The sequence below is a fragment of the Flavobacterium sp. DSP2-3-1 genome, from assembly GCF_049896865.1.
Taxonomy (GTDB): Bacteria; Bacteroidota; Bacteroidia; order Flavobacteriales; family Flavobacteriaceae; genus Flavobacterium.
Genome location: NZ_JAFCVD010000007.1, coordinates 121,477 through 146,893, shown reverse-complemented (window position 1 = coordinate 146,893; position 25,417 = coordinate 121,477). Strand labels below are relative to the sequence as shown.

At 34.0% G+C, this 25,417-nt stretch carries 24 protein-coding genes and 2 tRNA genes; 13 read left to right on the top strand and 13 right to left on the bottom strand.

All coding sequences use genetic code 11. The annotated features are described in order from the left end of the window. Positions 1-2 precede the first annotated feature (2 nt). From ACP7AT_RS09800 to ACP7AT_RS09775, 6 genes are all read left to right on the top strand, one after another. On the top strand, positions 3-1,154 hold the full coding sequence (locus tag ACP7AT_RS09800) for a formimidoylglutamase (RefSeq protein WP_426064146.1): 1,152 nt from the start codon (positions 3-5) through the stop codon (positions 1,152-1,154). Between the two features lie 271 nt (positions 1,155-1,425). Further along, positions 1,426-2,829, top strand: a complete 1,404-nt coding sequence (gene gldK / locus ACP7AT_RS09795; RefSeq protein WP_426064145.1) for a gliding motility lipoprotein GldK — start codon at positions 1,426-1,428, stop codon at positions 2,827-2,829. Between the two features lie 44 nt (positions 2,830-2,873). Further along, positions 2,874-3,521 (top strand): gliding motility protein GldL, encoded by a 648-nt coding sequence (gldL, locus tag ACP7AT_RS09790; protein WP_426064144.1) that lies wholly within the window; start codon positions 2,874-2,876, stop codon positions 3,519-3,521. A gap of 45 nt (positions 3,522-3,566) precedes the next feature. After that, positions 3,567-5,111 carry a gliding motility protein GldM gene (gene gldM / locus ACP7AT_RS09785; RefSeq protein ID WP_426064143.1) on the top strand — a complete coding sequence of 515 codons (1,545 nt, stop codon included), beginning with the start codon at positions 3,567-3,569 and terminating at the stop codon, positions 5,109-5,111. Positions 5,112-5,158: 47 nt separating this feature from the next. After that, on the top strand, positions 5,159-6,049 hold the full coding sequence (gene gldN, locus ACP7AT_RS09780; protein WP_426064230.1) for a gliding motility protein GldN: 891 nt from the start codon (positions 5,159-5,161) through the stop codon (positions 6,047-6,049). 99 nt (positions 6,050-6,148) lie between these two features. After that, on the top strand, positions 6,149-7,201 hold the full coding sequence (locus ACP7AT_RS09775; protein WP_426064142.1) for an NAD(P)/FAD-dependent oxidoreductase: 1,053 nt from the start codon (positions 6,149-6,151) through the stop codon (positions 7,199-7,201). Positions 7,202-7,203: 2 nt separating this feature from the next. On the opposite strand, the gene ACP7AT_RS09770 is transcribed toward ACP7AT_RS09775, so the two are convergent. Continuing rightward, entirely contained in the window at positions 7,204-7,587 is a 384-nt protein-coding gene (locus ACP7AT_RS09770; protein WP_426064141.1) for a DUF983 domain-containing protein, read from the bottom strand. Positions 7,588-7,672: 85 nt separating this feature from the next. Between ACP7AT_RS09770 and ACP7AT_RS09765 the strand changes: the two genes are divergently transcribed. After that, the gene (locus tag ACP7AT_RS09765) at positions 7,673-9,580 is read left to right on the top strand and encodes an ATP-binding cassette domain-containing protein (RefSeq protein ID WP_426064140.1); all 1,908 of its coding nucleotides are present in this window, start codon (positions 7,673-7,675) and stop codon (positions 9,578-9,580) included. 30 nt (positions 9,581-9,610) lie between these two features. Here ACP7AT_RS09765 and ACP7AT_RS09760 read toward each other — a convergent pair whose 3' ends face one another. After that, positions 9,611-10,579, bottom strand: coding sequence for an App1 family protein (locus ACP7AT_RS09760; protein WP_426064139.1), 969 nt, complete (start codon positions 10,577-10,579; stop codon positions 9,611-9,613). 64 nt (positions 10,580-10,643) lie between these two features. On the opposite strand from ACP7AT_RS09760, the gene ACP7AT_RS09755 reads away from it, so the two are divergent. Continuing rightward, positions 10,644-11,534 carry a diacylglycerol/lipid kinase family protein gene (locus ACP7AT_RS09755; protein WP_426064138.1) on the top strand — a complete coding sequence of 297 codons (891 nt, stop codon included), beginning with the start codon at positions 10,644-10,646 and terminating at the stop codon, positions 11,532-11,534. Here ACP7AT_RS09755 and ACP7AT_RS09750 read toward each other — a convergent pair. Next, positions 11,527-12,675, bottom strand: coding sequence for an 8-amino-7-oxononanoate synthase (locus ACP7AT_RS09750; RefSeq protein WP_426064137.1), 1,149 nt, complete (start codon positions 12,673-12,675; stop codon positions 11,527-11,529). The two genes, ACP7AT_RS09755 and ACP7AT_RS09750, sit on opposite strands and share 8 nt — an antisense overlap. Before the next feature lie 212 nt (positions 12,676-12,887). On the opposite strand from ACP7AT_RS09750, the gene ACP7AT_RS09745 reads away from it, so the two are divergent. Further along, complete coding sequence (locus tag ACP7AT_RS09745; protein WP_426064136.1) at positions 12,888-13,049, top strand: 4a-hydroxytetrahydrobiopterin dehydratase; 162 nt, start codon at positions 12,888-12,890, stop codon at positions 13,047-13,049. 58 nt (positions 13,050-13,107) lie between these two features. On the opposite strand, the gene ACP7AT_RS09740 is transcribed toward ACP7AT_RS09745, so the two are convergent. Beyond that, positions 13,108-13,590: a DUF1761 domain-containing protein gene (locus ACP7AT_RS09740; RefSeq protein WP_426064135.1), complete on the bottom strand. Its 483-nt coding sequence runs from the start codon at positions 13,588-13,590 to the stop codon at positions 13,108-13,110. Between the two features lie 179 nt (positions 13,591-13,769). On the opposite strand from ACP7AT_RS09740, the gene ACP7AT_RS09735 reads away from it, so the two are divergent. Continuing rightward, positions 13,770-14,624 carry a leucine-rich repeat domain-containing protein gene (locus tag ACP7AT_RS09735; RefSeq protein ID WP_426064134.1) on the top strand — a complete coding sequence of 285 codons (855 nt, stop codon included), beginning with the start codon at positions 13,770-13,772 and terminating at the stop codon, positions 14,622-14,624. 708 nt (positions 14,625-15,332) lie between these two features. Here the strand turns inward: ACP7AT_RS09735 and ACP7AT_RS09730 are convergent. Further along, a tRNA-Met gene (locus ACP7AT_RS09730) sits at positions 15,333-15,405 on the bottom strand. Between the two features lie 32 nt (positions 15,406-15,437). Continuing rightward, positions 15,438-15,510: transfer RNA gene (locus tag ACP7AT_RS09725), tRNA-Met, on the bottom strand. A gap of 117 nt (positions 15,511-15,627) precedes the next feature. Between ACP7AT_RS09725 and era the strand changes: the two genes are divergently transcribed. Next, entirely contained in the window at positions 15,628-16,509 is an 882-nt protein-coding gene (gene era, locus ACP7AT_RS09720; RefSeq protein ID WP_426064133.1) for a GTPase Era, read from the top strand. A gap of 161 nt (positions 16,510-16,670) precedes the next feature. Here the strand turns inward: era and ACP7AT_RS09715 are convergent, their stop codons facing one another. Then, complete coding sequence (locus ACP7AT_RS09715; RefSeq protein ID WP_426064132.1) at positions 16,671-17,168, bottom strand: hypothetical protein; 498 nt, start codon at positions 17,166-17,168, stop codon at positions 16,671-16,673. A gap of 107 nt (positions 17,169-17,275) precedes the next feature. On the opposite strand from ACP7AT_RS09715, the gene der reads away from it, so the two are divergent. Both der and ACP7AT_RS09705 read left to right on the top strand, forming a co-directional pair. Further along, a complete protein-coding gene (gene der / locus ACP7AT_RS09710; RefSeq protein ID WP_426064131.1) occupies positions 17,276-18,586 on the top strand; it encodes a ribosome biogenesis GTPase Der in 1,311 nt (436 codons plus the stop codon). Between the two features lie 81 nt (positions 18,587-18,667). Continuing rightward, positions 18,668-19,459 carry an SDR family oxidoreductase gene (locus tag ACP7AT_RS09705; RefSeq protein ID WP_426064130.1) on the top strand — a complete coding sequence of 264 codons (792 nt, stop codon included), beginning with the start codon at positions 18,668-18,670 and terminating at the stop codon, positions 19,457-19,459. A 68-nt stretch (positions 19,460-19,527) separates the two neighbouring features. On the opposite strand, the gene ACP7AT_RS09700 is transcribed toward ACP7AT_RS09705, so the two are convergent. The 6 genes from ACP7AT_RS09700 to ACP7AT_RS09675 all read right to left on the bottom strand — a co-directional run bounded on the left by ACP7AT_RS09700 (position 19,528) and on the right by ACP7AT_RS09675 (position 25,416). Beyond that, positions 19,528-19,770 (bottom strand): hypothetical protein, encoded by a 243-nt coding sequence (locus ACP7AT_RS09700; protein WP_426064129.1) that lies wholly within the window; start codon positions 19,768-19,770, stop codon positions 19,528-19,530. 133 nt (positions 19,771-19,903) lie between these two features. After that, a complete protein-coding gene (locus ACP7AT_RS09695; protein WP_426064128.1) occupies positions 19,904-20,644 on the bottom strand; it encodes a DUF2490 domain-containing protein in 741 nt (246 codons plus the stop codon). A gap of 189 nt (positions 20,645-20,833) precedes the next feature. Next, entirely contained in the window at positions 20,834-23,377 is a 2,544-nt protein-coding gene (locus ACP7AT_RS09690; RefSeq protein ID WP_426064127.1) for a TonB-dependent receptor, read from the bottom strand. Positions 23,378-23,623: 246 nt separating this feature from the next. Continuing rightward, positions 23,624-24,034: an RrF2 family transcriptional regulator gene (locus ACP7AT_RS09685; RefSeq protein ID WP_426064126.1), complete on the bottom strand. Its 411-nt coding sequence runs from the start codon at positions 24,032-24,034 to the stop codon at positions 23,624-23,626. Between the two features lie 132 nt (positions 24,035-24,166). Continuing rightward, positions 24,167-24,979, bottom strand: a complete 813-nt coding sequence (locus tag ACP7AT_RS09680; RefSeq protein ID WP_426064125.1) for a TPM domain-containing protein — start codon at positions 24,977-24,979, stop codon at positions 24,167-24,169. Further along, positions 24,979-25,416, bottom strand: coding sequence for a TPM domain-containing protein (locus ACP7AT_RS09675; RefSeq protein WP_426064124.1), 438 nt, complete (start codon positions 25,414-25,416; stop codon positions 24,979-24,981). The genes ACP7AT_RS09680 and ACP7AT_RS09675 overlap by 1 nt, the downstream gene beginning before the upstream one ends. Between the last annotated feature and the right edge of the window lies 1 nt (position 25,417).

Genomic DNA, 25,417 nt, shown 5'->3' with positions numbered 1-25,417 from the left:
GAATGGAATTTGATTTTCTGAAACCCGTAGACGATGAAATCCTAGAGTTTATAAACGGATTGACTTCGCAGCAACTGGGAAGTAAAATAGTTTTGCATACCAATGAACAATTCCCTGATTTAAACAAAATTAAAATTGCTGTAATAGGCGTTTTAGAAAATCGAGGAGATAAAAAAGCGGTGTCGGATGTTGATTTAATGCCGCTTAGAAAAGAGTTGTATGGTTTGTTTCCCGGTAATTGGGATGCTTCTATCGCAGATTTGGGCGATATTCTCGCTGGAAATTCAGCTGCGGACACTTATTTTGCAGTGAAAAAAGTTGTCGCAGGATTAATCAAGAAAAAAATAATGCCAATTGTAATCGGTGGTTCTCAAGATATAACTTATGCGCTTTATAGAGCCTATGATGATTTGGAGCAAATGGTAAATTTAGTTTCTATCGACAGCAAATTTGATTTTGGTAAAGATGAAGAGGAACTTTCTGCTGCTTCTTATTTGACAAAAATAATTGTGGACGAACCCAATAATCTTTTTAACTATTGTAACATAGGCTATCAGACTTATTTTAATTCGCAGGAAGAAATAGATTTGATAGAAAAATTATTTTTTGACAGCTATAGGTTGGGAGAAGTTTTTAATAACATTGCTATTTCAGAGCCAGTTTTCAGAGATGCTGATATAGTTAGTATCGATCTGACTTCTGTTAAATCGTCTGATTCCGGAAATTTTATTTCGTTTCAACCAAATGGTTTTAATGGAAAAGAGATTTGTTCTTTGTCTAGATACGCTGGAATAAGTGATAAAGTTTCTTCATTTGGGATATTCAATCACAATAATTCGAAACAAGAATCGGTACTGATTGCACAGGTAATTTGGTATTTTATTGAAGGTTTTCATTATCGTTCCACTGAGTATCCTTTCGGAAGTAAAGAAAACTATTTAAAATACATTGTTCCATTGGAGGAAGAGGAACTTGTTTTCTATAAAAGTGACAAAACGGATCGTTGGTGGATAGAAATTCCATTTATTTCAAATGTTAATAATAAATTAAAAAGAAACACGTTATTACCATGTTCTTATGACGAATATTTAATGGCATGCAATCAAGAATTACCTGAAAGGTGGTGGAAAGCACAGCGTAAAAATATTGTATAAACACTTGAACTAGGTTTACAATTCAATGTTTAAAAAAGGTTTGAAAATTAATGTGTTTTATAATAGGTTTATCTTTATGAAATACACAAAAAATTCGATTTAGATGTATTTAATCGGTTATTTTGGTATTTTGCCGATAAAATATTTTTTTTGTATTTTATTTAACATTATTTTTGAGCTTGAATTAATTTTATAATAAAAATATTGTTTTATAAATAAATAATAAATAGGTTTACACACTTTAAAATAATGAATAGATAACAAAATTTATATGAAGAAGTTCATTGCATATACGTCAATTTTGGCCCTTTTGATCGGCTGTGGTAAATCAAGCGATAAAGGAGAATTAGTTGGTATTAATGGAGGCAAATGGCATCCTGAAAAACCGTATGGAATGGCATTAATTCCTGGTGGTTCTTTTATCATGGGTAAATCAGATGCTGATTTAGCTAATGTGGAAGATGCTCCTACAAAAACAGTAACCGTTCGTTCCTTTTATATGGATGAAACAGAAATTACAAATAGTGAATACCGTCAGTTTGTAGAGTGGGTAAAAGATTCTACTATGAGAGTTCGGTTAGCAATTATGGCAGACATGAGCGGACAAACAGCTGATCCAACAGCTGCTAAAGGTAAAAATAGCGGAAGTATTGGTGATTTTGCTTTTAATGATTCTGATCCGGATAAAATGACGGCGTATGACAAATACATGTATGATAATTATTATAGTGTAGGAACTGCTGATGATCCTTACGCGGGAAGAAAACTGAACAAAAAAGTAAAATTAATCAAAGATACTAAGTTGTATCCGGATGCGGAATATGCTGAAGTGATGGACTCAATGTACTTGCCAATAGAGGAGTCCTACAATGGGTTAAGAACTATTGATGTTAATAAATTGAAATTCCGTTATTCTTGGATGGATATTCAGGCTGCTGCCAAAGCAAAAGTAGGAAGAAGAAAAGATTTCATCAAAACGGAAGAAGTTAACGTTTATCCAGACACTACTGTATGGATAAAAGATTTTGCTTATTCGTACAACGAACCAATGCATAATGACTATTTCTGGCACAAGGCCTACGGAGATTATCCTGTAGTAGGTGTAAAATGGACTCAAGCGAAAGCATTTTGTGCTTGGAGAACATTGAATAAAAATAGCTACGTAAAATCTAAAAAGAAAGGACAAGATTTGATTAATTCTTTCCGATTACCAACTGAAGCGGAATGGGAATACTCTGCCAGAGGTGGTCTTGAGTCAGCAACATATCCTTGGGGTGGACCATATACCAAAAATGACCGAGGTTGTTTTTTAGCTAATTTTAAGCCAAACAGGGGAGACTATGCCGCTGATGAAGCTTTGTATACAGTGGAGGCAAAATCGTATGAGCCTAATGGCTACAACCTTTATAATATGGCAGGAAATGTTTCTGAATGGACTGATTCTTCGTATGATCCTAATGCCTATGAATACGTTTCCTCAATGAATCCAAATGTTCAGGATGGCTCAAATAAACGAAAAGTGCTTCGCGGTGGTTCATGGAAAGATGTTGCTTATTTCCTACAGGTAAGCACAAGAGACTATGAATATGCAGATTCCGCAAGAAGTTACGTTGGTTTTAGAACTGTTCAGGATTACATGGGAGTTCAAACCACCGGAATCGGGAAAAAGAAATAATTAAAAAAAGAAACCAAATCTATTAAATTTTTAAAAACACTATTATGGCATTATTAAGCAAAAAAGCAATGAATTTCGCATACGGTATGGGAGCGGCGGTTGTAATCATTGGAGCATTATTCAAAATTACCCATATTGAATTTGGATTCTTAACGGGTAACTTAATGCTTACCATAGGTCTTGTGGTTGAAGCACTAATTTTTGCGCTTTCAGCATTCGAACCAGTTGATAATGATTTGGATTGGACTTTGGTTTATCCAGAATTAGCTAATGGTCAAGCTAAACCAGCCACCAAAAAAGTGGAGGCAACTTCTGATGCACAAGGATTATTGTCTCAAAAATTAGATGTTATGTTAAAAGATGCTAAAATCGATGGGGAGTTAATGGCAAGCTTAGGAAATAGTATTAAAAATTTCGAGTCAGCTGCAAAAGGAATTGCACCTACTGTAGATTCTATTGCATCTACAAAAAAATACAGTGAAGAATTAAGTTTAGCTGCCGCACAAATGGAATCATTGAACAGTTTGTATAAAATACAATTGCAAAGTGCTTCCAGAAATGCTCAAATAAATGAGGAAGTTGCTGAAAATAACTTAAAATTAAAAGATCAAATGCTGTCATTGACTTCTAACCTATCGTCTTTAAACAACGTATATGGTGGAATGCTTTCTGCAATGAATAATAAAGGATAATTAGTTTCGAACTATAAAAAAACAATAAACTAATTATTAGAAAATATGGCAGGAGGAAAACTAACCCCTAGGCAGAAGATGATTAACCTAATGTACTTGGTTTTTATCGCAATGTTAGCATTAAATATGTCCAAAGAAGTATTGTCAGCTTTTGGATTGATGAATGAAAAATTTGAAGGTTCAAACACTTCAGCTGAGCAGTCAAACGCTCAAATGTTAGCCGGTTTAGATGCAAAAGCTGCCGAAGCTGGTGGAGAATTTGCAATGGCGGCTACAACAGCTCACAAAGTAGAAGTTATTACAAAAAACTTTTACGATTATATTGCAAAAATAAAGTCGGAAGTTTTAGTAGGGACAGAAGTTGATCCTGAAACCGGTAAATTACCTTACGAGGCAATGGATAAAGGGGATAACATCGACAATATATGGTTTAGCCCTGCGGGTTATTCGGCTAAAGGAAACGAAGTGGTTGCCACGATTGAAAAGTACAAATCAGACATGAAGTTGGCTTTAGGTGATAATAAAAAATTAGCGACTATCTTATCTGAAGTGCAAACTAAGTTTAGTTTAGCAGATGTTAAGAATAAAGACGGGATAGCGATTCCTTATTTAGATTATCATTTTAAAGGCTTTCCAGCTGTTGCCTCTTTAGCAAAATTATCTGCATGGCAAAATGATGTTAAAAAAGCAGAATCAGATGTTTATAGTACTGCATTAGGTAAGGCAGCTGTTGCTGCTGCTTCGTACAGTAACTACCAAGCTATTGTGGTTTTAGATAAAAATGCATATTTTCAAGGAGAACAAGTTACTGGTAAAGTAGTCTTGGGTCGTTATGATGAGAATACAAAACCTACAAATGTTACTGGTGCCAGATTAGATCCATCTACCGGTCAAGCTAAGATTGCTTTGACTGCGGGCGGTGTAGGAGAGCAAAACATCAACGGTCAATTTACTTTTGTTGAAGACGGTAAAACTATTCCTTTGAAATTCTCAGGAAAATATGTTGTTGTACCAAGACCTAATTCTGCTACAATTTCTGCAGATAAGATGAATGTAGTTTATAGAGGTGTATCTAATCCTATGACAATATCATTTGCAGGTATCCCTGATAATGCTGTTAATGCTTCGGGTTCAGGTTTATCAAAGGTGGGTAACGGTAAATACGTGATGAATCCTGGTGGCGGTAATGAAGTTGTTGTAAGCGTTTCAGGAAAAATGTCTGATGGAAAAGTTGCTAATGATAAAAAAGTTTTTAGAATCAAAGGCATTCCTGGTCCTACTGGAACTATTAGAGGAGAAATGGGCGTGGTAAAAGGGCCTAAATCAAATCTAGAAATAGCAACAATCGGAGCCAAATTAGTTGATTTTGATTTTGAAGTAGGTTTGAATGTTGTCGGATTTAATTTAAAAGTTACTGGTCAACCTACTGTGGTTGTTTCTGGAAACAGATTGAATGCACAATGTAAAGCAGTTCTTTCAAAAGCAGGAAGAGGTGATCAGGTTACGATCTCTGAAATAAAAACAAAACTTGTAGGTGCAGGAAGCTATTTATTGCCAAGAACTGCTCCAGTAATTTTTGAAATACAATAATAAGTAGATTTTTATAAATCGACTTCAATTCTTATTAGGATAACATGATGAATGTAAGAAATTTTTTAATCGCTATTATCTCTATTACGGGAAGTTTTGCGTCATTTGCGCAATCTAATTTGCTTAATGCAAAAACTCCGGACCAAATAGGACTTAAAACCACTGCGCAACTTGACTCAGATAATGATAAACCATTAGCTTACGGTTATGTGCATGATAGAGATGTCTTAATGGGCAAGACTACTTGGGAGATTATTGATTTGAGCGAAAAAATTAATTTTGCTTTGTATTTTCCAATTGACACTGCAAATATTGGTTCTGGAAGAAGGTCATTATATGATGTCTTGACCAAGGCAATGAAAAATGGTGAAATCACTGAAGTGTATACAGATAGTTATTTTAATACTAAAAAATCGTTGCAAGACATACAGGGGTCATTAACGCGAATAGATACTACTGATGCAGGAAGAGAGCAAATTAACGCTGGAAATCAAATCTCTGATGAGTACATTTTAAGACAAGATTTATCTGCTCAAGATGTTTCTCAGTATAAAATAAAAGGGTACTGGTATTTTGATAAACGTCAGAGTGAACTTAAATACCGTTTATTGGGAATTTGTCCTGTTACTCCTGATGTTTATTCAATGAACAGCGAGGAGAAAGATTATATAGAGTTATTTTGGATATTTTTCCCTGCTGCAAGAGAAGTTTTGCATGATGCGAAAGCTTTTAACGACAAAAATTCAGCGATGCCTGTTTCTTTTGATCAAATCTTAAATTCAAGACGTTTCAATAGTGTTATCTATAAAGAAGAAAATGTTTATGGAGATAGAAATATCGATGAATACATGAAAGATAATGCGCAAAACCAATTGTTGGAATCAGAAAGAGTAAAAGACAAGATTCGAAATTTCGAATCAGATATGTGGAATTATTAAAATCTTTTTCGTAAATATATTAATCAACTCTTACCGTAATGGTAAGAGTTTTTTGTTTTAAAATGCTTTCTTTGTATTTAGTTTTAAATGAATTTTTAGATGATTGATTATTTAATTATTGGTTCTGGTTTAGCAGGTATTTCATTTGCAGAGGTTGCTTTGCGCAATGACAAATCTATTTTTGTTTTGGATAATAATTCGCAAAATTCATCGAAAATCGCTGGTGGATTGTATAATCCAGTAATTCTTAAACGTTTTAGTGAAGTGTGGAATGCGCAAGAGCAATTAATAATGATGAATGATTTCTATTCTTTATTGGAAGAGAAACTTAAATGTAAAATAGATTTTAAAAAGCCCATTTTAAGAAAATTTTTTTCAATTGAAGAACAGAATAATTGGTTTGCTGCTTCGGATAAAGTTGGACTTGCTCCATTTTTATCAACTAAACTGATTTTTAAAAAATATGTAGGCATTGATTCTCCGAATGGTTACGGCGAAGTATTGCAAACAGGTTATGTGGACACAGCTTTATTGTTATATAAATATAGAGAATATTTAAATCGAAATAATCTGTTTTTAGAAGAAGCATTTGATTACAACGAGCTCAAAAGAGAGTCAGATGGTATTCGCTATAAAGATATTCAAGCGAAACATATCATTTTTGCTGAAGGTTTTGGAATGCATGCAAATCCTTATTTTAATCATTTGCCTTTAGATGGTACTAAAGGAGAACTTTTTATTATAAAAGCACCTGATCTTGATTTAGATGTAATTGTAAATACTAGTGTCTTTATTTTGCCTCTTGGTAATGATTTATTTAAAGTTGGCGCTACTTATCATTGGAAAGACAAAACTGACTTGCCTACGGAAGAAGGAAAAACGGAATTGATAGAAAGAATAAAAGAAATTATTACGTGTGATTTTGAGATCGTGGAGCATTTTGCAGGTGTTCGTCCAACGGTAAAAGACAGGAGACCATTAGTGGGAACGCATAAAGATCATAATTCGATTCATATACTGAATGGATTGGGAACTAGAGGGGTAATGCTCGGTCCGTCAATGGCGAAAGCATTATTTGACCACATAGAAAAGCAAACTCCCTTAGACCCAGTGATTGATGTTAAACGATTTAAAACAAAAGAAAAGAAATAATATTACTTAAGTTTTGCGTTTGGGTCGTACGAAACAAACATATTGATGTAGATGTTTCTGGACAAACGTAAAACATAGGGGAAAGATAGTATCAAGGATGCTATGATAACGATAAAAGCCACTTTGAGATTGGTATCAAAAAATACAAACGAGATTATAAAAGCGGCAATACCTATGGCCACATTTAATCCGTAACTTACGTACATGGCACCATAAAAAAAAGAGGGTTCGATTTGATAACGTAAACCACAATGACCGCAATTTTCATGCATTTTTAATATTTTATTGAAATGTAGAGGATTTTTGTCCAAATACATACTCTCATTCTGACATTTAGGACAAGTTCCTGTTAAAATGCTATATAATTTGGATCCTTTTTTTAACATTTGCAAAAAATTTAATTTTCCTTTTTTGATACCGAAAATTCGGTACACAAATTTACACATTTGTAAAGGAATAAAATCACAATACATGCTTAATATACACAATTTATCCGTTTCATTTGGTGGTTCTTATTTATTTGAAGAAGTCACTTTTCGATTGGGTGCCGGGGACAGAGTGGGCCTTGTAGGGAAAAATGGAGCCGGTAAATCGACTATGCTTAAAATGTTGGCGAGAGATTTTGCCCCTGATTCTGGTGTTATTTCTCAGGAGAAAGATATCCGAATGGGATTCTTGCGTCAGGATATTGATTTTGAACAAGGAAGAACAGTTCTGGAGGAAGCCTACGAAGCTTTTACGGAGATAAAAATTGTTGAAAAAAAGCTTGAAGAAATCAATCATCTTTTAGTAACGCGTACGGATTATGAAAGTGACGAATATAGCCAGATAATAGAAGACTTATCCGAGTTTACACATCGTTTTGAATTATTGGGTGGTTATAATTATGTGGGTGACACGGAAAAAATCCTTCTTGGATTGGGTTTCAAAAGAGAAGTTTTCGATAATCAAACGGAGACTTTCTCCGGAGGATGGAGAATGCGTATCGAATTGGCCAAATTATTATTACAAGCCAATGACGTTTTGCTGCTGGATGAGCCAACGAATCACTTGGATATTGAAAGTATCATTTGGTTAGAAAGTTTTCTTCGTAATTATCCGGGAGTTGTGGTAATTGTTTCACATGATAAAATGTTTTTGGATAATGTGACGAATAGAACTATCGAAATTTCACTTGGTAAAGCCTATGATTTCAACAAGCCATATTCTCAATATTTAGAATTACGTCATGAAATTCGCGAAAAGCAATTGGCAACGCAAAAAAATCAAGCCAAAAAAATTGAAGAAACAGAGAAATTAATTGAAAAATTCCGTGCCAAAGCTTCCAAAGCTTCGATGGCACAGTCGTTAATTAAAAAATTAGATAAAGTTGAACGTATCGAAGTTGACGAAGATGATAACTCAGTGATGAATATTTCCTTTCCAGTTTCGAAAGAACCGGGTAGAGTGGTGATTGAAGCTGAGAATGTAACTAAAAGCTATGGTGATACTACGATTTTGAAAGATATCAATCTGTTAGTGGAGCGTGGAAGTAAGATTGCTTTCGTTGGACAAAACGGACAAGGAAAATCAACTTTTATCAAAGCTATCGTTGATGAATTTGAATACAAAGGAAATATTAAATTGGGTCATAATGTACAACTGGGTTATTTTGCGCAAAATCAGGCAGAATATCTCGACGGTGAAATTACATTGTTGCAAACCATGGAGGATGCCGCAGCGGACACAAACCGAATGAAAGTTCGTGATATGCTGGGATCTTTCTTGTTTCGAGGCGATGATGTGGAGAAAAAGGTAAAAGTCCTTTCTGGAGGCGAAAGAAACCGTTTAGCGTTGTGTAAATTATTGTTGCAACCGATTAATGTTCTGTTGATGGATGAACCTACGAATCACCTGGATATTAAATCTAAGAATGTTTTGAAAGCCGCACTTCAAAAATTTGGGGGAACTTTATTGTTGGTTTCTCACGACAGGGACTTCTTGCAGGGAATGTCAAATTTGGTGTATGAATTTAAAGACCAAAAAATAAAAGAATATTTAGGCGACATCAACTATTTCTTAGAGCAGCGCAATATGGAGAATATGCGTGAAGTCGAGAAAAAAGATGCTGAAAAAGCAGCTGCACCAAAAGAAAGTAACAAAGCTTCTTACGAAGATCAAAAGAAAGGGAAAGCTTTACAAAACAAATTGAGTAAAGTAGAAAGTCAAATTAAACAATTAGAAAAGGACATTCAACAAGATGATAAAATGCTGGCATCTAATTACGATAAGCACATCGAAGATGCGAAGTTTTTCACTGCTTACAACAAGAAAAAATCAGAGTTAGACAAACTGCTCTTAGATTGGGAAGTTGTTCAGGAAGAAATAGAAAATGTATAAAAAAGAGAGTTCCATTTTGGAACTCTTTTTTTATACAATAATTCCAATAGATTTGGAGTGCGCGATTGCTTCACTGCTATTTTTGAAGTAACAAATTGAAACGTTTAAGGTTTCTAAATTTTTCATCACATTTATTACTTTTTCTTTTTGCGTTGAACCAGTCTGTCTGATATATACGGCTTTTACGGTAACCGGAAAAATTTTGCAAATCGCTTCGTATAAATATGGATCATGTTGTGAATCATCGCCAAGAAGCACATATTCTAGATTGGGGTAAAACTCCAATATGTGTTTTATTTTATCAAATTTATGATTGTGATTTCCGCTGCCGGTGAAGAAAAAGTCAGTGAGACTCGTTTTAATGTCCTTCAAAAGTAACACCGCCTTAGGCAGCTCGTGAAGTTCGGTGAATTTTGTGATGAAACGGTATAAATTCCACTCGCTGCTGGAAACATAGAAAAAAGCATTAAACTCTTCCTTTTTTTCTCTTCCAGCAGTACTCAAAGCCTGATAATGGGTAACAACATCATCATATATTTTTCTCTTATTTACGTTTTTGAATAATAAAACATATAATTTTTTCAAAGGATTCAGTGTGTGAGATACTAAAAAAGTATCATCAATATCAGATATAATTCCGAGATTTCCTTTGTGTGGCCGAATGTAACTGTCTTTTGTAGTGATGGTTCCATTTTTATAAACAATGCTTACTTCGTAATCGATCCACCCGTAATTTTTGTCTTGGTCTAATGGAACGCAAAATTTAAAATAGCCATCCACAAGTGTTTTGGTATGAATTTTGGAATTGTTGTGTTTTAAATAAACATCGGCGTTAGCCTGCGTTTTTATTTGAAACATTTTAATAACAGAAGTAGCATTTTTTAGATTCTTTTTTTGAAAATTATATTCTTCTACCGATGTTGGTTTGAAAACATGGCCCATGACAATTAATTCTTGCTCATTCGCGTAGCCTCGGTATAATTTTAAAATTGGTTTCATATATTGTATTACTTTTGATAAAAGTTCAATTTATAGGTTTTTAATCAATAAAAGAAGAAAAAGTTTGAAAAAGAATATCATGTTAGTTGTAAATCCTATCTCTGGCGCTGTCGATAAGTCAGAACTAATTGATGCTGCTACTGTTTTTGCTGACAAAGAAAATTTAAATCTTGTAATTTACAATACTTCAGGAATTTCAGATAGTGAAAACATAAAGGTGCTTTATGATACCTACATTCCAAAACGAATTATTGTGGCCGGTGGTGACGGAACCATAAAAATGGTTGCTGAAGCTATGGAAACACACGATGTTATTATTGGTATTTTACCAGCTGGTTCTGCTAACGGTTTAGCGGTAGATTTGAATTTACCATCGACCATTGAAGAAAACCTAGAAATCGCTTTTCACAATGATTATATGGAAATCGATATGATTTCTATCAATGGAAAAAAAAGCATTCATTTAAGTGATTTGGGTGTAAATGCAGAAATGATAAAGAACTATGAAAGCGGAAGCATTCGAGGTAAATGGGGATATGCTTTGCAAACATTGTCTACTTTGATTGATTTAGACGATCCGTTTGTGGCAACAATTACCGGTAATTTTCCAACGATAGAATGTGAGGCAAGAATGATAGTTATAGCGAATTCTCAAAAATACGGCACCGGAGTTTCCATAAACCCGAATGGAATTATGGACGACGGAAAGTTTGAATTGGTTATTCTGAAAAATATGGATTTATTAGTACTAGGTAAAATTATCACTGGAAATATGCCCGTAGATAACAATGATGTTGAAATTATTTCTACTGATAAAGCATTTGTTACTACCAATATTCCGGTTAGTTTTCAAATTGACGGTGAATATTGTGGAACAGAAACAAAGTTGAATATAGAAATTTTACCCAAACAAATGAAAGTTGCAATTCCCAATCCAATAACTGAAATTATTTAAACGGATTGCGTTCTTGCCAGACAGTTTCAGGTTCTAAATATTTAAATATTTTAGGAAGATATACATTTACAATCTTAGAACTATGATGCATCAATCCGAACATTTTTAACGGTTTAGCACCAACAGAACTTTTAATTTCCAAAGCGGTTCTGGCAAAGATAATTTCGTTGAAATTTTTATTGATGGAGTATGCAATCATGTCGTACAGCATGTTGAGATACAGCATTTTTTCACGCTGAATACTTTCGTCGTAACCCAGAAAATAAGTGTCCATGACTTCTCCGTTTTTTATTAAAGTATTAAATCCGATGAGTTTTTCGTCGATAAAATAGCCGTAAAAAAGAAATTTTTCTTTAAAAGTTTCTTTAAAAACCCTAAAATGATTCTTTGGTAAAAAGAAAGTGTTAAAAGGTGCATTTTTGGCTACGTGAAAATACAACTCATAAATAGTATCTTCAAGAGCAATAATATCTTCTAAATGCAATTTTCTTTTCTCAATTAATGCTGCTTTTTTTCGGGCTCTTTTATGTTGATCTCTGTATTTTTTTGAAAGTGATTCTATGTAATCTTGTTCAGATTGCCAGTTTTTATTAATCGAGAAAACCATGTTGGGTTGCGTCGAAAATAGATAGTCATTTTGGAACTCAGGAATGTCAAAATTTTTGATTTCTTCCTTGTCGAAATCTTTGTACGTGGTAATGTGAATCTTTATGCCTTTGGATTTAAAGATTTTTTTTAATTCCGATGTTGCAGCATGCAAGCTTTGCATTGCTTCCTTGTGATGAACAGCATTGGATAAGGCAAATGAATTTTGGCCGGTTAGCATATTGTTACCAATAACAAGCACGTTGGAAGCAAAGTTTCCGAAAATAATATTACGTACAGCGGTTTTAATGCCGTTGTCGCGCTCCCCAAAAGATTCCAGTGCATTCAAATCCAAAAATTGCGAAAGTGCAATACCTACCAAAATCTCATTGTCGAAAATTCCTATGAAGTGACAAGTCATATTTTCAGGGGAAGATTTTTCTAAAACTTGTAAGTATTTTTTAGATAAAAAAATTGTCGAAACAGCTAAATCATCCCATATTTCAGGAAGTTGAGCAGTTGAGTTATAAATTTTGAAGGAATAAGCTGTATTCAAATTGTGTAGAAATATTTTTCCAAAATTAGTTAATAAAGTTAAAGAATTATAGATTGTCTCTAAATTACTTAACTATATAAAAATAAAAAAATAAATTATGAAAACTTATTTAGAGAAATCTATTCAAACCGATTTGAAAGTGCTAAAAGAATGAAAATTTATCAAGAACTGAATAGAGAAAAACTTTAAATTCTTAGATTTTACGCAAGTTATTGGTTTTAGTTCAAGTGGGATTAATAGCTGAAAAGAGCAATCACCACCCGGAATTATTCAATGTATACAACAAAGTTACGATTCGCCTTACTACACATGATGCTGGAGGTGTAACTGATATGGACATTGATTTGACAAAAGCAATTGAAAAAATTCAATAAAAATAAATTTCGATTAGCTTATTGATAGTCGAAATTTATTTTAAATCAAAACAAATGTTTATTTCCAGGCACATATAATTCCACCCATAATTGTAAAGCATAGTATCCAAAATCCACCGGTAACAAAAGTGTATTTGAAACTTCTTTTTTCGTATAAAGCATTTGTTCCAATAATTGGCAAAGCAAAAAAGAGCCCGCTCATAAATCCGTGTAAAGCTCCATGTTTGAAGGTTCTAAATACGGTTCCATAATCGGTCATAAATGCGGAGAAGGATGGTTTGGCAATACTGGGATCTCCTCCAACCATTCCTAGAGCACCAAATTGATGTATTGTTAGCATTTGAAGTGAAAAGCTAATAAAAAAAGCGTAAAGTAATGAGGTGCCAAATAGTAAAAGCATATTTCCTTCCTTCATATTTTCTGCTGTAAGGCGTGATTCTTTCATCCAAATAGTTCCAAAAACTTTTGGGTGGTACCAAAAAAATCCGATTACTAGTGTCGATAAAGCCGCAACAAATAGTGCTAAGAAATTGATTTCCATAAATTTGGTTTTGTAGTTATTAAAACAAATTTAATAAATTTTAAATTAACATCAAAAAAATCAAAATTGTAAGTTATTACAGTATATAAAAAACAAAACAATGTATTTTGTCGATTATATTTGCGGATTAACTATAATAAAAGTAGCTTAGATCTGTAAAAATTTAAAATATCTTAATTATGAAAAAAACAGCTACTTTATTATTCATCCTTTTGTTTTCCATTTCGATGTTTGCCAATGTATCTCAATCAGAAAAAGATGCGTTAATTAAATTGTACCAATCGACAAATGGCAAGGAGTGGACTGTAAAATGGGATTTATCTTCCCCTGTTTCGACTTGGTACGGAGTGAAAGTACTGGATGAAAAAGTAATTTCAGTTCGTTTAGCTGATAATAATTTAGTGGGTGACATTCCCGCTGAAATTATGAACTTGGTGAGTCTTCAAGAATTGGATTTACACAAAAATCAAATTTCAGGAAATATTCCTTCGACTATCGGGAAACTAAAAGAAATGAAAGTGTTGAATCTTTCTTTCAATAAATTATCAGGAATAATTCCATCTTCAGTTTGTGAAATGAGTAATTTAAAAGAATTAGAGTTGTATATGAATGCGCTATCAGGAGAATTACCAATGCAAATTGGAGCCTTGAAGCAGTTAGAAGTGTTATCATTGTTTAATAACGAGATTGTGGGAGAAATTCCAAATTCGCTATATGACATCAAAACAATAAAAACATTACTTCTTAATAGCAATAAACTTGTGGGAGAATTAAGTCGCGATGTAGAAAATATGACTTCTCTCGAAAACCTTAGTTTGTTTGATAATAATATGATTGGACAGGTTCCAATGGAATTGGAAAAATTAGACAATCTAAGAGAGATGAATATTTCTTACAACAGATTTAATGGTCTTGTGTCTAAAGATTTAGCCGTTTTGGACACCTTGAATATGACCATGTTAAATGAGCAGGGAGTTACCGTATTATTAGATGTGACAACCGGCAGAAATTCAGCAATTGCTTCAGAGGATTAATTTTCAAAAAACAACAGATACGTACTTTTAACAAAATAGAATTTAGTTGATTTTTGGTTATGTTAATTTTAATAAACGTAGTTGGTAAAAAACCTGTGAGACTTGTTTCACAGGTTTTTTTTATCAAATGAATTGAGAACTTTATTTTATACTTTTTTGCATTAATTCATTGGCTATAAGAACGTTTTTAAACGTGTTGGCTATTTAAAATTTTTAGCTGAATTTGAAAAGTTATCCAATTTAATATATACCATTTTTTTGTTGTTTGAATAAATTTTAAATCTGTCGACACATTTTCATTATTAATGTTTCTAAAGGTTAATTTCTTCAAATTAATTGTTCGAAACTTAATTGAAGTGTAAATAAGTTTCTTGATCTAATCCATTTTAATTTTCTCTTTTTGAAGTTCTAAAAGTGGCGTTCCAGAAAATAATTGAAAATGAAAAATTGCATAGATAGTTGAAGTTGTAAAAGCGAGAATATAAATCAGGAGGCTATTTCTTACGCTAGTTTTTTCCAAAAGGACTCTGAGAAGAGGTGAAGATCATATTTATATTTCCGAGAGGTGTTATTGATACTGTTTTGGCTTTTAAATGTAATACGTTTTCTTACGTTACTTAAATCTAAAAGATTTTACAAATTCTAAACAACAAATTTATCAAAGGTTTTATAACAAAAAAAGCTCCAGATTTCTCTGAAGCTTTTTAGTAGCGGGAACAGGACTCGAACCTGTGACCTTCGGGTTATGAGCCCGACGAGCTGCCTACTGCTCTATCCCGCGATGTTCGTTTGTAATTTCAATAAAATTCTTAGTAGCGGGAACAGGACTCGAACCTGTGACCTTCGGGTTATGAGCCCGACGAGCTGCCTACTGCTCTATCCCGCGTTGTTTCGGGTGCAAATGTACAACGAATTTCCGTATATCCAATAAAAATTTTTAAAAATGTTTTATTTCATCTATTAACTTGATATGTCTACCTTTGCACAATAAATTATAATAGAAATGTCACATAAAGCAGGTTTTGTAAACATCATAGGAAATCCAAATGTTGGGAAATCAACATTAATGAATGCCTTTGTTGGAGAAAGATTATCAATTATTACTTCAAAAGCACAAACAACACGTCATAGAATTCTAGGAATTGTAAACGGGGAAGATTTTCAATTGATCTTATCGGATACGCCGGGAATCATAAAACCAGCCTACGAAATGCAGGCGTCCATGATGAATTTCGTAAAGTCAGCTTTTGAAGATGCTGACATCTTGATTTATATGGTGGAAATTGGAGAACAGGAATTGAAAGACGAAGCATTTTTTAATAAAATTATTCATGCTACAATCCCAGTTCTACTTCTATTAAACAAAATAGATAATTCTAATCAGGAACAACTCGAAGAGCAGGTGGCTTTCTGGACTGCGAAAGTTCCTAATGCAGAAATTTTCCCAATATCAGCTTTACAGAATTTTAATGTACCGGAAGTTTTTGGACGAATTATTGAATTATTACCAGAATCGCCTGCGTATTATCCAAAAGATCAATTGACAGACAAACCGGAACGTTTTTTTGTCAATGAAACCATCCGCGAGAAAATATTGTTAAATTACAGCAAAGAAATTCCATACGCAGTAGAAATTGTAACCGAAGAGTTTTTTGAAGATGAAAACATCATCAGAATCCGTTCTTTGATTATGGTCGAGCGCGATACTCAAAAAGGAATCGTCATCGGACACAAAGGTGCTGCTTTGAAAAAAGTAGGTATGGAAGCCCGAGCTGATTTAGAAAAATTCTTTGGCAAACAAATTCATATTGAGTTGTATGTGAAAGTGAATAAAAACTGGAGAAGTAACGTGAATATGTTAAAACGATTTGGTTATAACCAGTAATTTTTTCTGGTACGTTTTTTTGAAAAATCAATATTGGAATTCAATTTCTGATATCGATTTTTTTTTTAGCCCAGATAGCAGCGGCATCCTTTTGTGCAGTCCCGAAACTTCGGGACAGTACAAAAGATATAGCGGAGAGCTGGAATTGCTCCAAATAAAAACTAAGATTCTATAATTTCCATAAATAAGTTTTCCAGATCATTCATTTGGTTGTGGCCGTTACTACGGATCTGTTTGGCTACAATGTATAGTAAAAACCAGGCAAAAACCATTAATCCCATTACTACTAAATCGAATGTTACGGGGTTTTTCAGAACATAATCAGAATAAGCAATTCCCGAAAAAATCAAAAAGATTCCCGCAATAATAAAATGGAAGAACATAAAAAGTGTCCATAAGGTTGGATCAGGGCCAAATAATGCTCTGATATGAGTCTCGTTTTGGTCTTTTGATTCCATTTCTAAATGCAAATGGGGAGACCAATACGCTTTTTTGGGGCCTTTGATGTTTAACCAAATGTGATAACCCCGAATTTTAACGAAGTAATCCTGAGACTTGATTCGGGTATAATTGGCAAATTTAACTCGCAAGGCATCGATGTTTTGCGGAACATCTTTGTAAAACCGTAAGCGAAGTCTGAGCTCATTATTAGTATCCATAATAGTAAACTTGTAAGTATTAAAAAGATAAGGGTTTGCTAATATATCAAAAAAATTGATATTCATGGTTATAAACACTACCTTTGCAAAATATTTGAATTTATATTATGAATAATATTGTTGCGATAGTAGGAAGACCTAATGTGGGGAAATCAACCCTTTTTAATAGGCTGATACAAAGAAGAGAAGCTATTGTAGATTCAGTATCGGGGGTTACCCGTGATAGAAATTATGGTAAAAGCGAGTGGAACGGAAAAGAGTTTTCTGTAATTGATACCGGCGGATACGTGCGTGGTTCTGATGATGTTTTTGAAGGAGAGATCCGCAAACAAGTGGAATTAGCTATTGATGAGGCTGATGTTATCATTTTTGTGGTTGATGTTGAAGAAGGGATTACCCCAATGGATGATGCCGTTGCGAGATTGTTGCGTAAAGTGACGAAACCGGTTTTACTTGCTGTAAATAAGGTGGATAATGCGATGCGTGAGAAAGATGCAATTGAATTTTACAATCTTGGTTTAGGCGAATATTACACGTTTGCCAGTATTTCTGGAAGCGGAACAGGAGATTTATTGGATGCATTGATTGATGCTTTTCCTATAAAACCAGAGCCAACACAGGAAGAAGTGGTATTGCCTCGTTTTGCAGTTGTAGGTCGTCCCAATGCTGGAAAATCAAGCTTTATCAATGCGTTAATTGGCAAAGACCGATATATTGTTACTGATATTGCGGGAACTACCCGTGATTCTATTGATACTAAATTTGACCGTTTTGGTTTCGAATTCAACTTAGTTGACACGGCAGGAATTCGTCGTAAAGCGAAAGTAAAAGAAGATTTAGAGTTTTACTCGGTAATGCGTTCGGTTCGTGCAATTGAACACGCTGATATTTGTATTTTGATTATTGATGCCACCCGTGGATTTGAAGGCCAAGATCAAAGTATTTTTTGGTTGGCTGAGAAAAACCGTAAAGGTGTTGTAATCTTGGTGAATAAATGGGATTTAGTAGAAAAAGAAACGATGTCAACTCGTGATTATGAAGCTAAAATTAGAGAAGAATTAATGCCGTTTACGGATGTGCCTATTCTTTTTGTTTCTGCTATAACGAAACAACGTTTGTTGAAAGCATTAGAAGCTACTGTAAAAGTTTTCGAAAACAGACAGCAACGTATCGCTACTTCAAAATTCAACGAATTCATGTTGAAAGTGATTGAAGCATACCCACCACCAGCAACAAAGGGGAAATATGTAAAAATTAAATATTGTATGCAATTGCCAACTCCAACTCCGCAGTTTGTGTTTTTTGCTAATATGCCACAATATGTAAAAGAACCGTACAAGCGTTATCTGGAAAATAAAATTAGAGAAAACTGGGACTTTTCAGGAGTGCCAATCGATATTTATATCAGAGAGAAATAATCTTTATTTCCATAATTAAATTAGAAAGTTTATTGAGTTTGTAAAAGCTTGATAAACTTTTTTTATTTTTAGGAAAAAAATATGAACGCAATAAACGATAAAGTTGTTTGGATTACTGGCGCTTCCAGCGGAATAGGAGAGGCTTTAGCGTATGAATTAGCTACTAGAAATTGCAAACTGATTCTTTCGGCACGAAATGGAGAAGCTTTAGAAACTGTAAAATCGAAGTGTTTAAACACAGAAATTATCATTTTACCTTTTGATTTAGTTGATTTTGACAATGCTAAAAATCATGTAGAAAAAGCTGTTGCTGCCTTTGGAAAAGTGGATGTACTTATCAATAATGGTGGCGTTAGCCAGCGTTCCCTAATTGTAGAGACCGATTTTGAGGTCGATAAAAAATTAATCGAAGTTGATTATCTCGGTACGGTTGCGCTGACAAAAGCTTTATTACCTCATTTTATTAAAAACAAGACAGGACATTTTGTTACTGTAACTAGTTTGATGGGGAAATTCGGGTCGCCCTATCGTTCCGGATATTGTGGTGCAAAACATGCCTTACATGGTTTTTTTGATGTGTTAAGAATGGAACATCAAAAAGACTTTATCAATGTGACGCTTGTTTGTCCTGGATTTATTCAAACGAATGTGGCCAAAAACGCAATGACGGCAGACGGATCCAAACAGAATATAGACGATGCGGCAACTCAAAATGGAATGTCAACAAGCGTTTTTGCCAAAAAATTTGTGAAAGCCGTTGAGTCTAAAAAATTTGAAATTTATATTGGTGGTAAAGAAATTATGGGAATTTATCTGAAACGATTTTTCCCAAAATGGTTGCATTATTTTGTTTTAAAAAGCAAAGTGAGATAAATTTTAATAGTGGCTAATAAAAAATCCCGAGCAATCGGGATTTTTTGCGTTAAAATGGATTTGAATGATTAGCTTTCTTCTTTTTCTTCTTCCAAAGTCTCCATAGGATGATCACCGTACCAATCTTTAAACGTTTTTGTAGTTTTATAATCATCGGTAAGGACGGTGTAGACCATTAATAGTATTAGTGGAATACCAATGCAATATAGGGTCATTATTACCGGTAAACCAACATTAGTTTGACATAAACCGGCAAATACAAAAACATAAATGGTAGTGAACCAAACGAGTTTAATTGCAAAATTTTTCATGGTCATATCTTTTTACTAAAGTTACGCCATGAATTGCAAATATTACGTTAATATATTGACAATCAATATTTAAAGTAATACTGATTATTTCTTTCTTGTAATCTTACAATCGATTACGGATTGTCAATCCAATTTAACCCTTTTTTTGGATTTTTATTTTATGGTAAATACTAAATCGAATGATGTCTCTGTTGAAGTAGTTGACTCCTCCAACTCGTCTTTGGAAGCTATTTAAATAACCTAGTTCAAATGCTAAATTGGTATTCATGCCATAATGTATTGCGGCATAAATTCTATTTTGATCAAACGTATTTTTGATGATTTTTTCTCCAAAATTGAACATTATTTCATCGGATACTACTGCTTTTAATAATTGTTTTTCTTTTCTCCAAAAAGTATAATCACCTTGAAGTCGGTATCTAAATCTCCACGAAAATGCGCTGCCTGGCAACAACTCTTCCTTATTGGAATTGTGAATAAATCGCCCTTCTATTTGAAACCGTTGCATCAATGTTACTTGCCTCACGTTTATTTTCAACGTAATATCTTGTTGTCCTCGGTATTCAGGTATGTTAAAATCATTGTTTGTTTCTTGGACTTGTGTGTCAACAGAGAAATAAGCAAAGCCACCACCGGTCTCTAAATAATCATTGATTTTATAACGTCCTTGAACGCGAACTACATATAAATTCCTTTGTATTGGTTTTATAAAAAGCCGGTTGTCAAATTCAGAATGCAAAGACCATTTATTATTTAAGAGCAATTGATTGTAATAGCGCGACCAAACGATACTTTGATGATCTATATTTTTCCCCGTTTGTGCTTGACAGAGTACCGATACAAATAAAAAGATAATGGTTCTAATGGTTTTCACGAAGTTTTATTTGAATTTTTGCAAATTTACATAAAGTCTACAAATCCTATAGGTTTTGTTACTTTTTTTTTAAGTATTTTAATAAGTTGAAATTATTAATTATGTTTTAGAAAAAGTAAAAACAGCATTGTTAAAACCTAAGTTTTAACAATGCTGTTTTAAATTAAATGTTTCTCGAAGTTATTGTGTTTACAATGAATAGCGAAGTGTAATTCCATAGGTTCTCTGATCGCCTAATACTCCTACATATTGTCCTGAATTTCCGCCGGCAGGTAATAGTTGTTCGTAATAATCTTTGTTTAAAAGGTTACGTCCCCAGAATTGTACAGAAAAACCATCTGTTGCACGAAAACCCAAACGAGCATTGAGTAGGGCATAACCTTGAACTACTAAATATTTTGAAGCAGATGGACTTGAAGAGAATTTAGAACGTGCGTAAGAATCAATTCCAAGGAATATTTTTCCCGTATTCCCAAAAAATCTTGCTTTGTTTGAAAATTCACCTCCTAAAGATCCTGCCCATTTTGAAGCACCTGGCAAAGCAGTTCCGGAAACATCTTTGAAGGATACTGAGGCTCCTGTTTCTTCCAACGGAAGAGGTGCATTTGTAAATTTAACATATTTACTATCTGTATAGGTCGCTGCACCATTAATGGTAAAATGTTTACTGATTACAAAACTGGCATCTAATTCTACTCCTTTTACCTTTACTTTATCTGCATTGGCAAGATATCCACGATTTACACCTAATTCTGCTGCCTGTACATTAGTTTGAAAATCTTTGATATCGGTATTAAAAAAGGTTAAATTGAATATTGCGTTTTTAAACGGTGATGTTTTTATTCCAATTTCATAATGATTTACTTCTTCCGGTTTAATTACGGCAAGTTCAAGAATTGGCTGTCCAGCAAGAGTAGGTAATCCCGCTACGTTTACTCCAACGGGTTTGTAGCTTTTTGCATAAGTCGCATATGCGTTAATCTTGTCAGTGGCTTTAAAAGAAACGGTTACGTTTCCGGAAAGGTCAGTATTATCTGTGTTAGATGAAAATGACTGATCCGTATAAACTAATTTTTTCAAAGCAATCAAGGCTGGCTCATTCGTTTGAAGTCCTCCGTATGTTGTACGGCTGTAATCCGCATCTTTTTTATCAAAATTATAACGTAAACCGGGTAATATGTGTAAACGTTCTGTTATAGCCCAGTCCAACTGACCAAATACTGCCGCACTGGAAGCTCTAATGCGTGCATCCGTTTTGATGCCGTAACCTTCAAATAGATTTGGTGTTTTCCATAAATTACTGGTGGTACTTTGGGCAAATCTCCATTGCGCATTACCGGATTCTTCAGTACCATCTGTTTGTGATGTTTGGTCAATAAAAAAGACACCAACAACGCCACTTAATTTAGAGGTAAGGTGACCTGCGTAACGTACTTCTTGTGTTATTTGTGTCTGTACGGTTGGGTTTTGCGATTTTGTTAATACTTGTAATCCTGTAAAATCTCTATCGTTTGATGGATCCCAATTCCAAAAACGCCAAGCTGTCGTTGCCGTAAGTGTTCCGTTTCCAATTTTTGTATCTATGTTAAGAGATATACCGCCCATATCTTGCCCTGAACGCCATGGCGTATCGTGATCAATTTTACGATCAAACGCATTTAAACTTGGCAGTTTATAATTCAAATCAGCAATAATAGCATCAAATTGACGGTAAGCTGCTCTTTGTGTCGGTGCGATACCTGCAACTACCTGTGCATATCCGTCGGGACGTTGAGCCGTAAAATCTGCAGCTAAAATGATATTAGTTCTTTCAGAAGGCGTAAAAAGTAATTGTCCTCTAATTCCTTGATTGTTGAGGGTGTTGGTAGGTTTTCCTGTTGCAATGTTATCAATCAGGCCATCACGTTGCGTACCAGAAAAAGAGATACGACCTGCAATTTTTTTACCTAATGCACCCGTTATCGATGCTTTGGCTTGGAGAAATGCGTAGTTTCCGTAGCTGATTTCAAATGTTGCACCTGAAGTAAAGCTTGGTTTACGAGTAGTGATGTTAAAAGCTCCCGAAGTTGTATTTTTACCAAACAATGATCCTTGCGGGCCTCGCAATACCTCAATTTGTTCTACATCGATAAAATCTAGAGTGGTTGCCGCTGGACGTGCATAATAAACGCCATCAACATAAAAGCCGACACCTGGATCGATTCCATCATTTGTAAGTCCAAAAGGAGAACCTAGGCTTCGGATGTTAATACCGGTATTTCTGGGGTTTGACGAATATAATTGAACGGATGGAACAAGTTCTTTTATACGATTAACATTAAAAGCTCCAGATTGTTCTGCCTGTTTTCCTGTAATTACTGATATTGCGATTGGTACATCTTGTACTTTTTCTATTCGGCGTCTTGAGGAAACTACAACCTCGACCAAAGCATTTTCTTCATCGAGCGTTATTTGTAATGAAGGTATTGGTAAAGAAATAATTTCTACTTCTGCAGTTTTGTATCCTACATATTGAACCAAAAGAGTTATAGGGAGTTTTCTTTTGGTGTCTATTATAAATTTCCCGTTAGAATCTGAAGTAGTGTTGGAGTTAGTTCCTTTTATGATAACATTTGCAGCTTCTAATGGAATGTTTTGGTTTGTAGTAATGACACCTTCAATGTTTTGTGCAAATGATATTGAGAAAGTTAAAAAGGATAGTATTGTAAGTATATTTTTTACAGAATTTTTCATTTATATAAATTATATGTAATTAGTAGAATTTAAATTAAATTTTTTTACTAACACATACACATCATTTGAGAACTCTTTTCTTCAATTACAATTAGTAGATTTTTTCGGGATTGCTTATTCAAAAAAGCAAGCTGACTTTGATGCGTTTTCATACTCTTAAATTTGGATTGTTAATGATGAATTAAATTTGAGGCAAATATATAATTAATTCTATAAAACTAGTAGGGTTTATAAATATTTTTTTTATTATCGTACTAAAGAAGCTATAGTAATGCCTTCCATCGCCTTTAGCGTTTCTTCTCTAATAGTAATTAATCCGTGTCTTAACAGGCATTTAGATTCATCGACACAATCTGAACAACGTTCATAAAAATTTAATGAGGCACAAGGGAGTAAAGCAATTGCACCATCAAAAAGTCTGTGAATATCGGCTAAAGTAATATCGTTTTTAGATTTTAAAAGATAATAACCACCACATTTTCCTTGTTTACTTCCAACAAAATGACCACGTTTAAGATCCAACAGAATTTGTTCCAAAAACTTTTTAGGGATTGAGGCTGACTCAGCAATTTCGAAAGTTTTAGAAACATGGGTTTCTTCCTGTTGCGCTAAATATAAAAGTGCTTTTAGCGCGTATTTGGCTTTGTGTGAAAGCATTTTATATAATTGATTTAATTTTTAATGAATTTTAAATAGTACAAATATTTAAAAATAAAAATTATTTGCAATCTAAAAAATCCTTTAATTTTTTGATTTTTAGTATTTGTTTTATCAAAAAGGAACTGGAAACTACCAGTCTCCACCAGATCCACCACCAGAGAAACCTCCGCCTCCAAATCCACCTCCGAAACCTCCACCGCCAAACCCACCACCCGATGAACCTCCGCCAAAACCACCTCCACCACTATTTCTACCTAGACTACTCAGAATAATGACATCCAATAAACTAGGTCCTATTCCGCCACCTCTATTGCCAGAATTTCCACCACCACCTTTGTTTCGAGCAATCAGCACTAGTACAATGATGACAATAATAATAATTGGTAAAATCGGAAATCCTTTATCTTTTGTCGTCTTTACACGCTCTCCTTTATACTTTCCTTTAAAAACGTCGATCAATGCATCGGTTCCTTTATCAAGCCCATTGTAATAACTTCCGGATTTAAATTCAGGGATTATAATATTTCGGGTAATTTCTCCACCGATACCTGCTGTTAATCGATCTTCAAGACCATATCCTGCGGAGATCCATATTTTTCTTTCGGCTTTAGCCAATAAAATTAGAACGCCGTTGTCATTTTTTGCTGTTCCTCCAATACCCCAAGTTTGTCCCCATTTTGGTGTAAGAATACCAATATCTTCGCCTTTGAGCGTTTCTATAGTAACAATCACAATTTGAGTGGTGGTAGAATCAGAATATTTTATCAGTTTTTCTTCCAGTTGCGCTTTTTCTTTTGCGCTTAAAACATTCGCATAATCATAAACAGAAGTCTGTAAAGTTGGTTTTTCAGGAATGGTAAGCTGCGCAAAGCCAATTTGTGTGAATAACAAACAAAGAAACAGCTTTAGGAAAATTATAGTATTCTTTTTTTGTAATAACATTATCCTCTAGATATTTCGTTTGATAATTCATTTGTGTCGCCTTCCAGAAAAGGGAAATATTTCTGCAATTGCTCTCCGGCTCTGGTAATTCCGTCAATAAGACCTTGTTTGAAATCTCCTTTTTTGAACTCTGCTACCATAATATCTCGGGTACAGTTCCAAAAATCATCTTGAACAACATCATTAATTCCTTTGTCACCACAAATTACAAAATGTCTGTCTTCAACAGCTAAGTAAATCAAAACACCATTTTGAAGTTCGGTTTCATCCATTTTTAGTTCATGAAAAACTTCCATGGCACGATCATACGCATCCATGGAAGTTGTTTTTTCTATATGAACTCTAATCTCGCCAGAAGTATTTTTTTCAGCCATACGAATAGCTTCAACAATTTTTTGTTCATCTTCTTTGGTTAAAAAATCCTCTACTTTTGACATT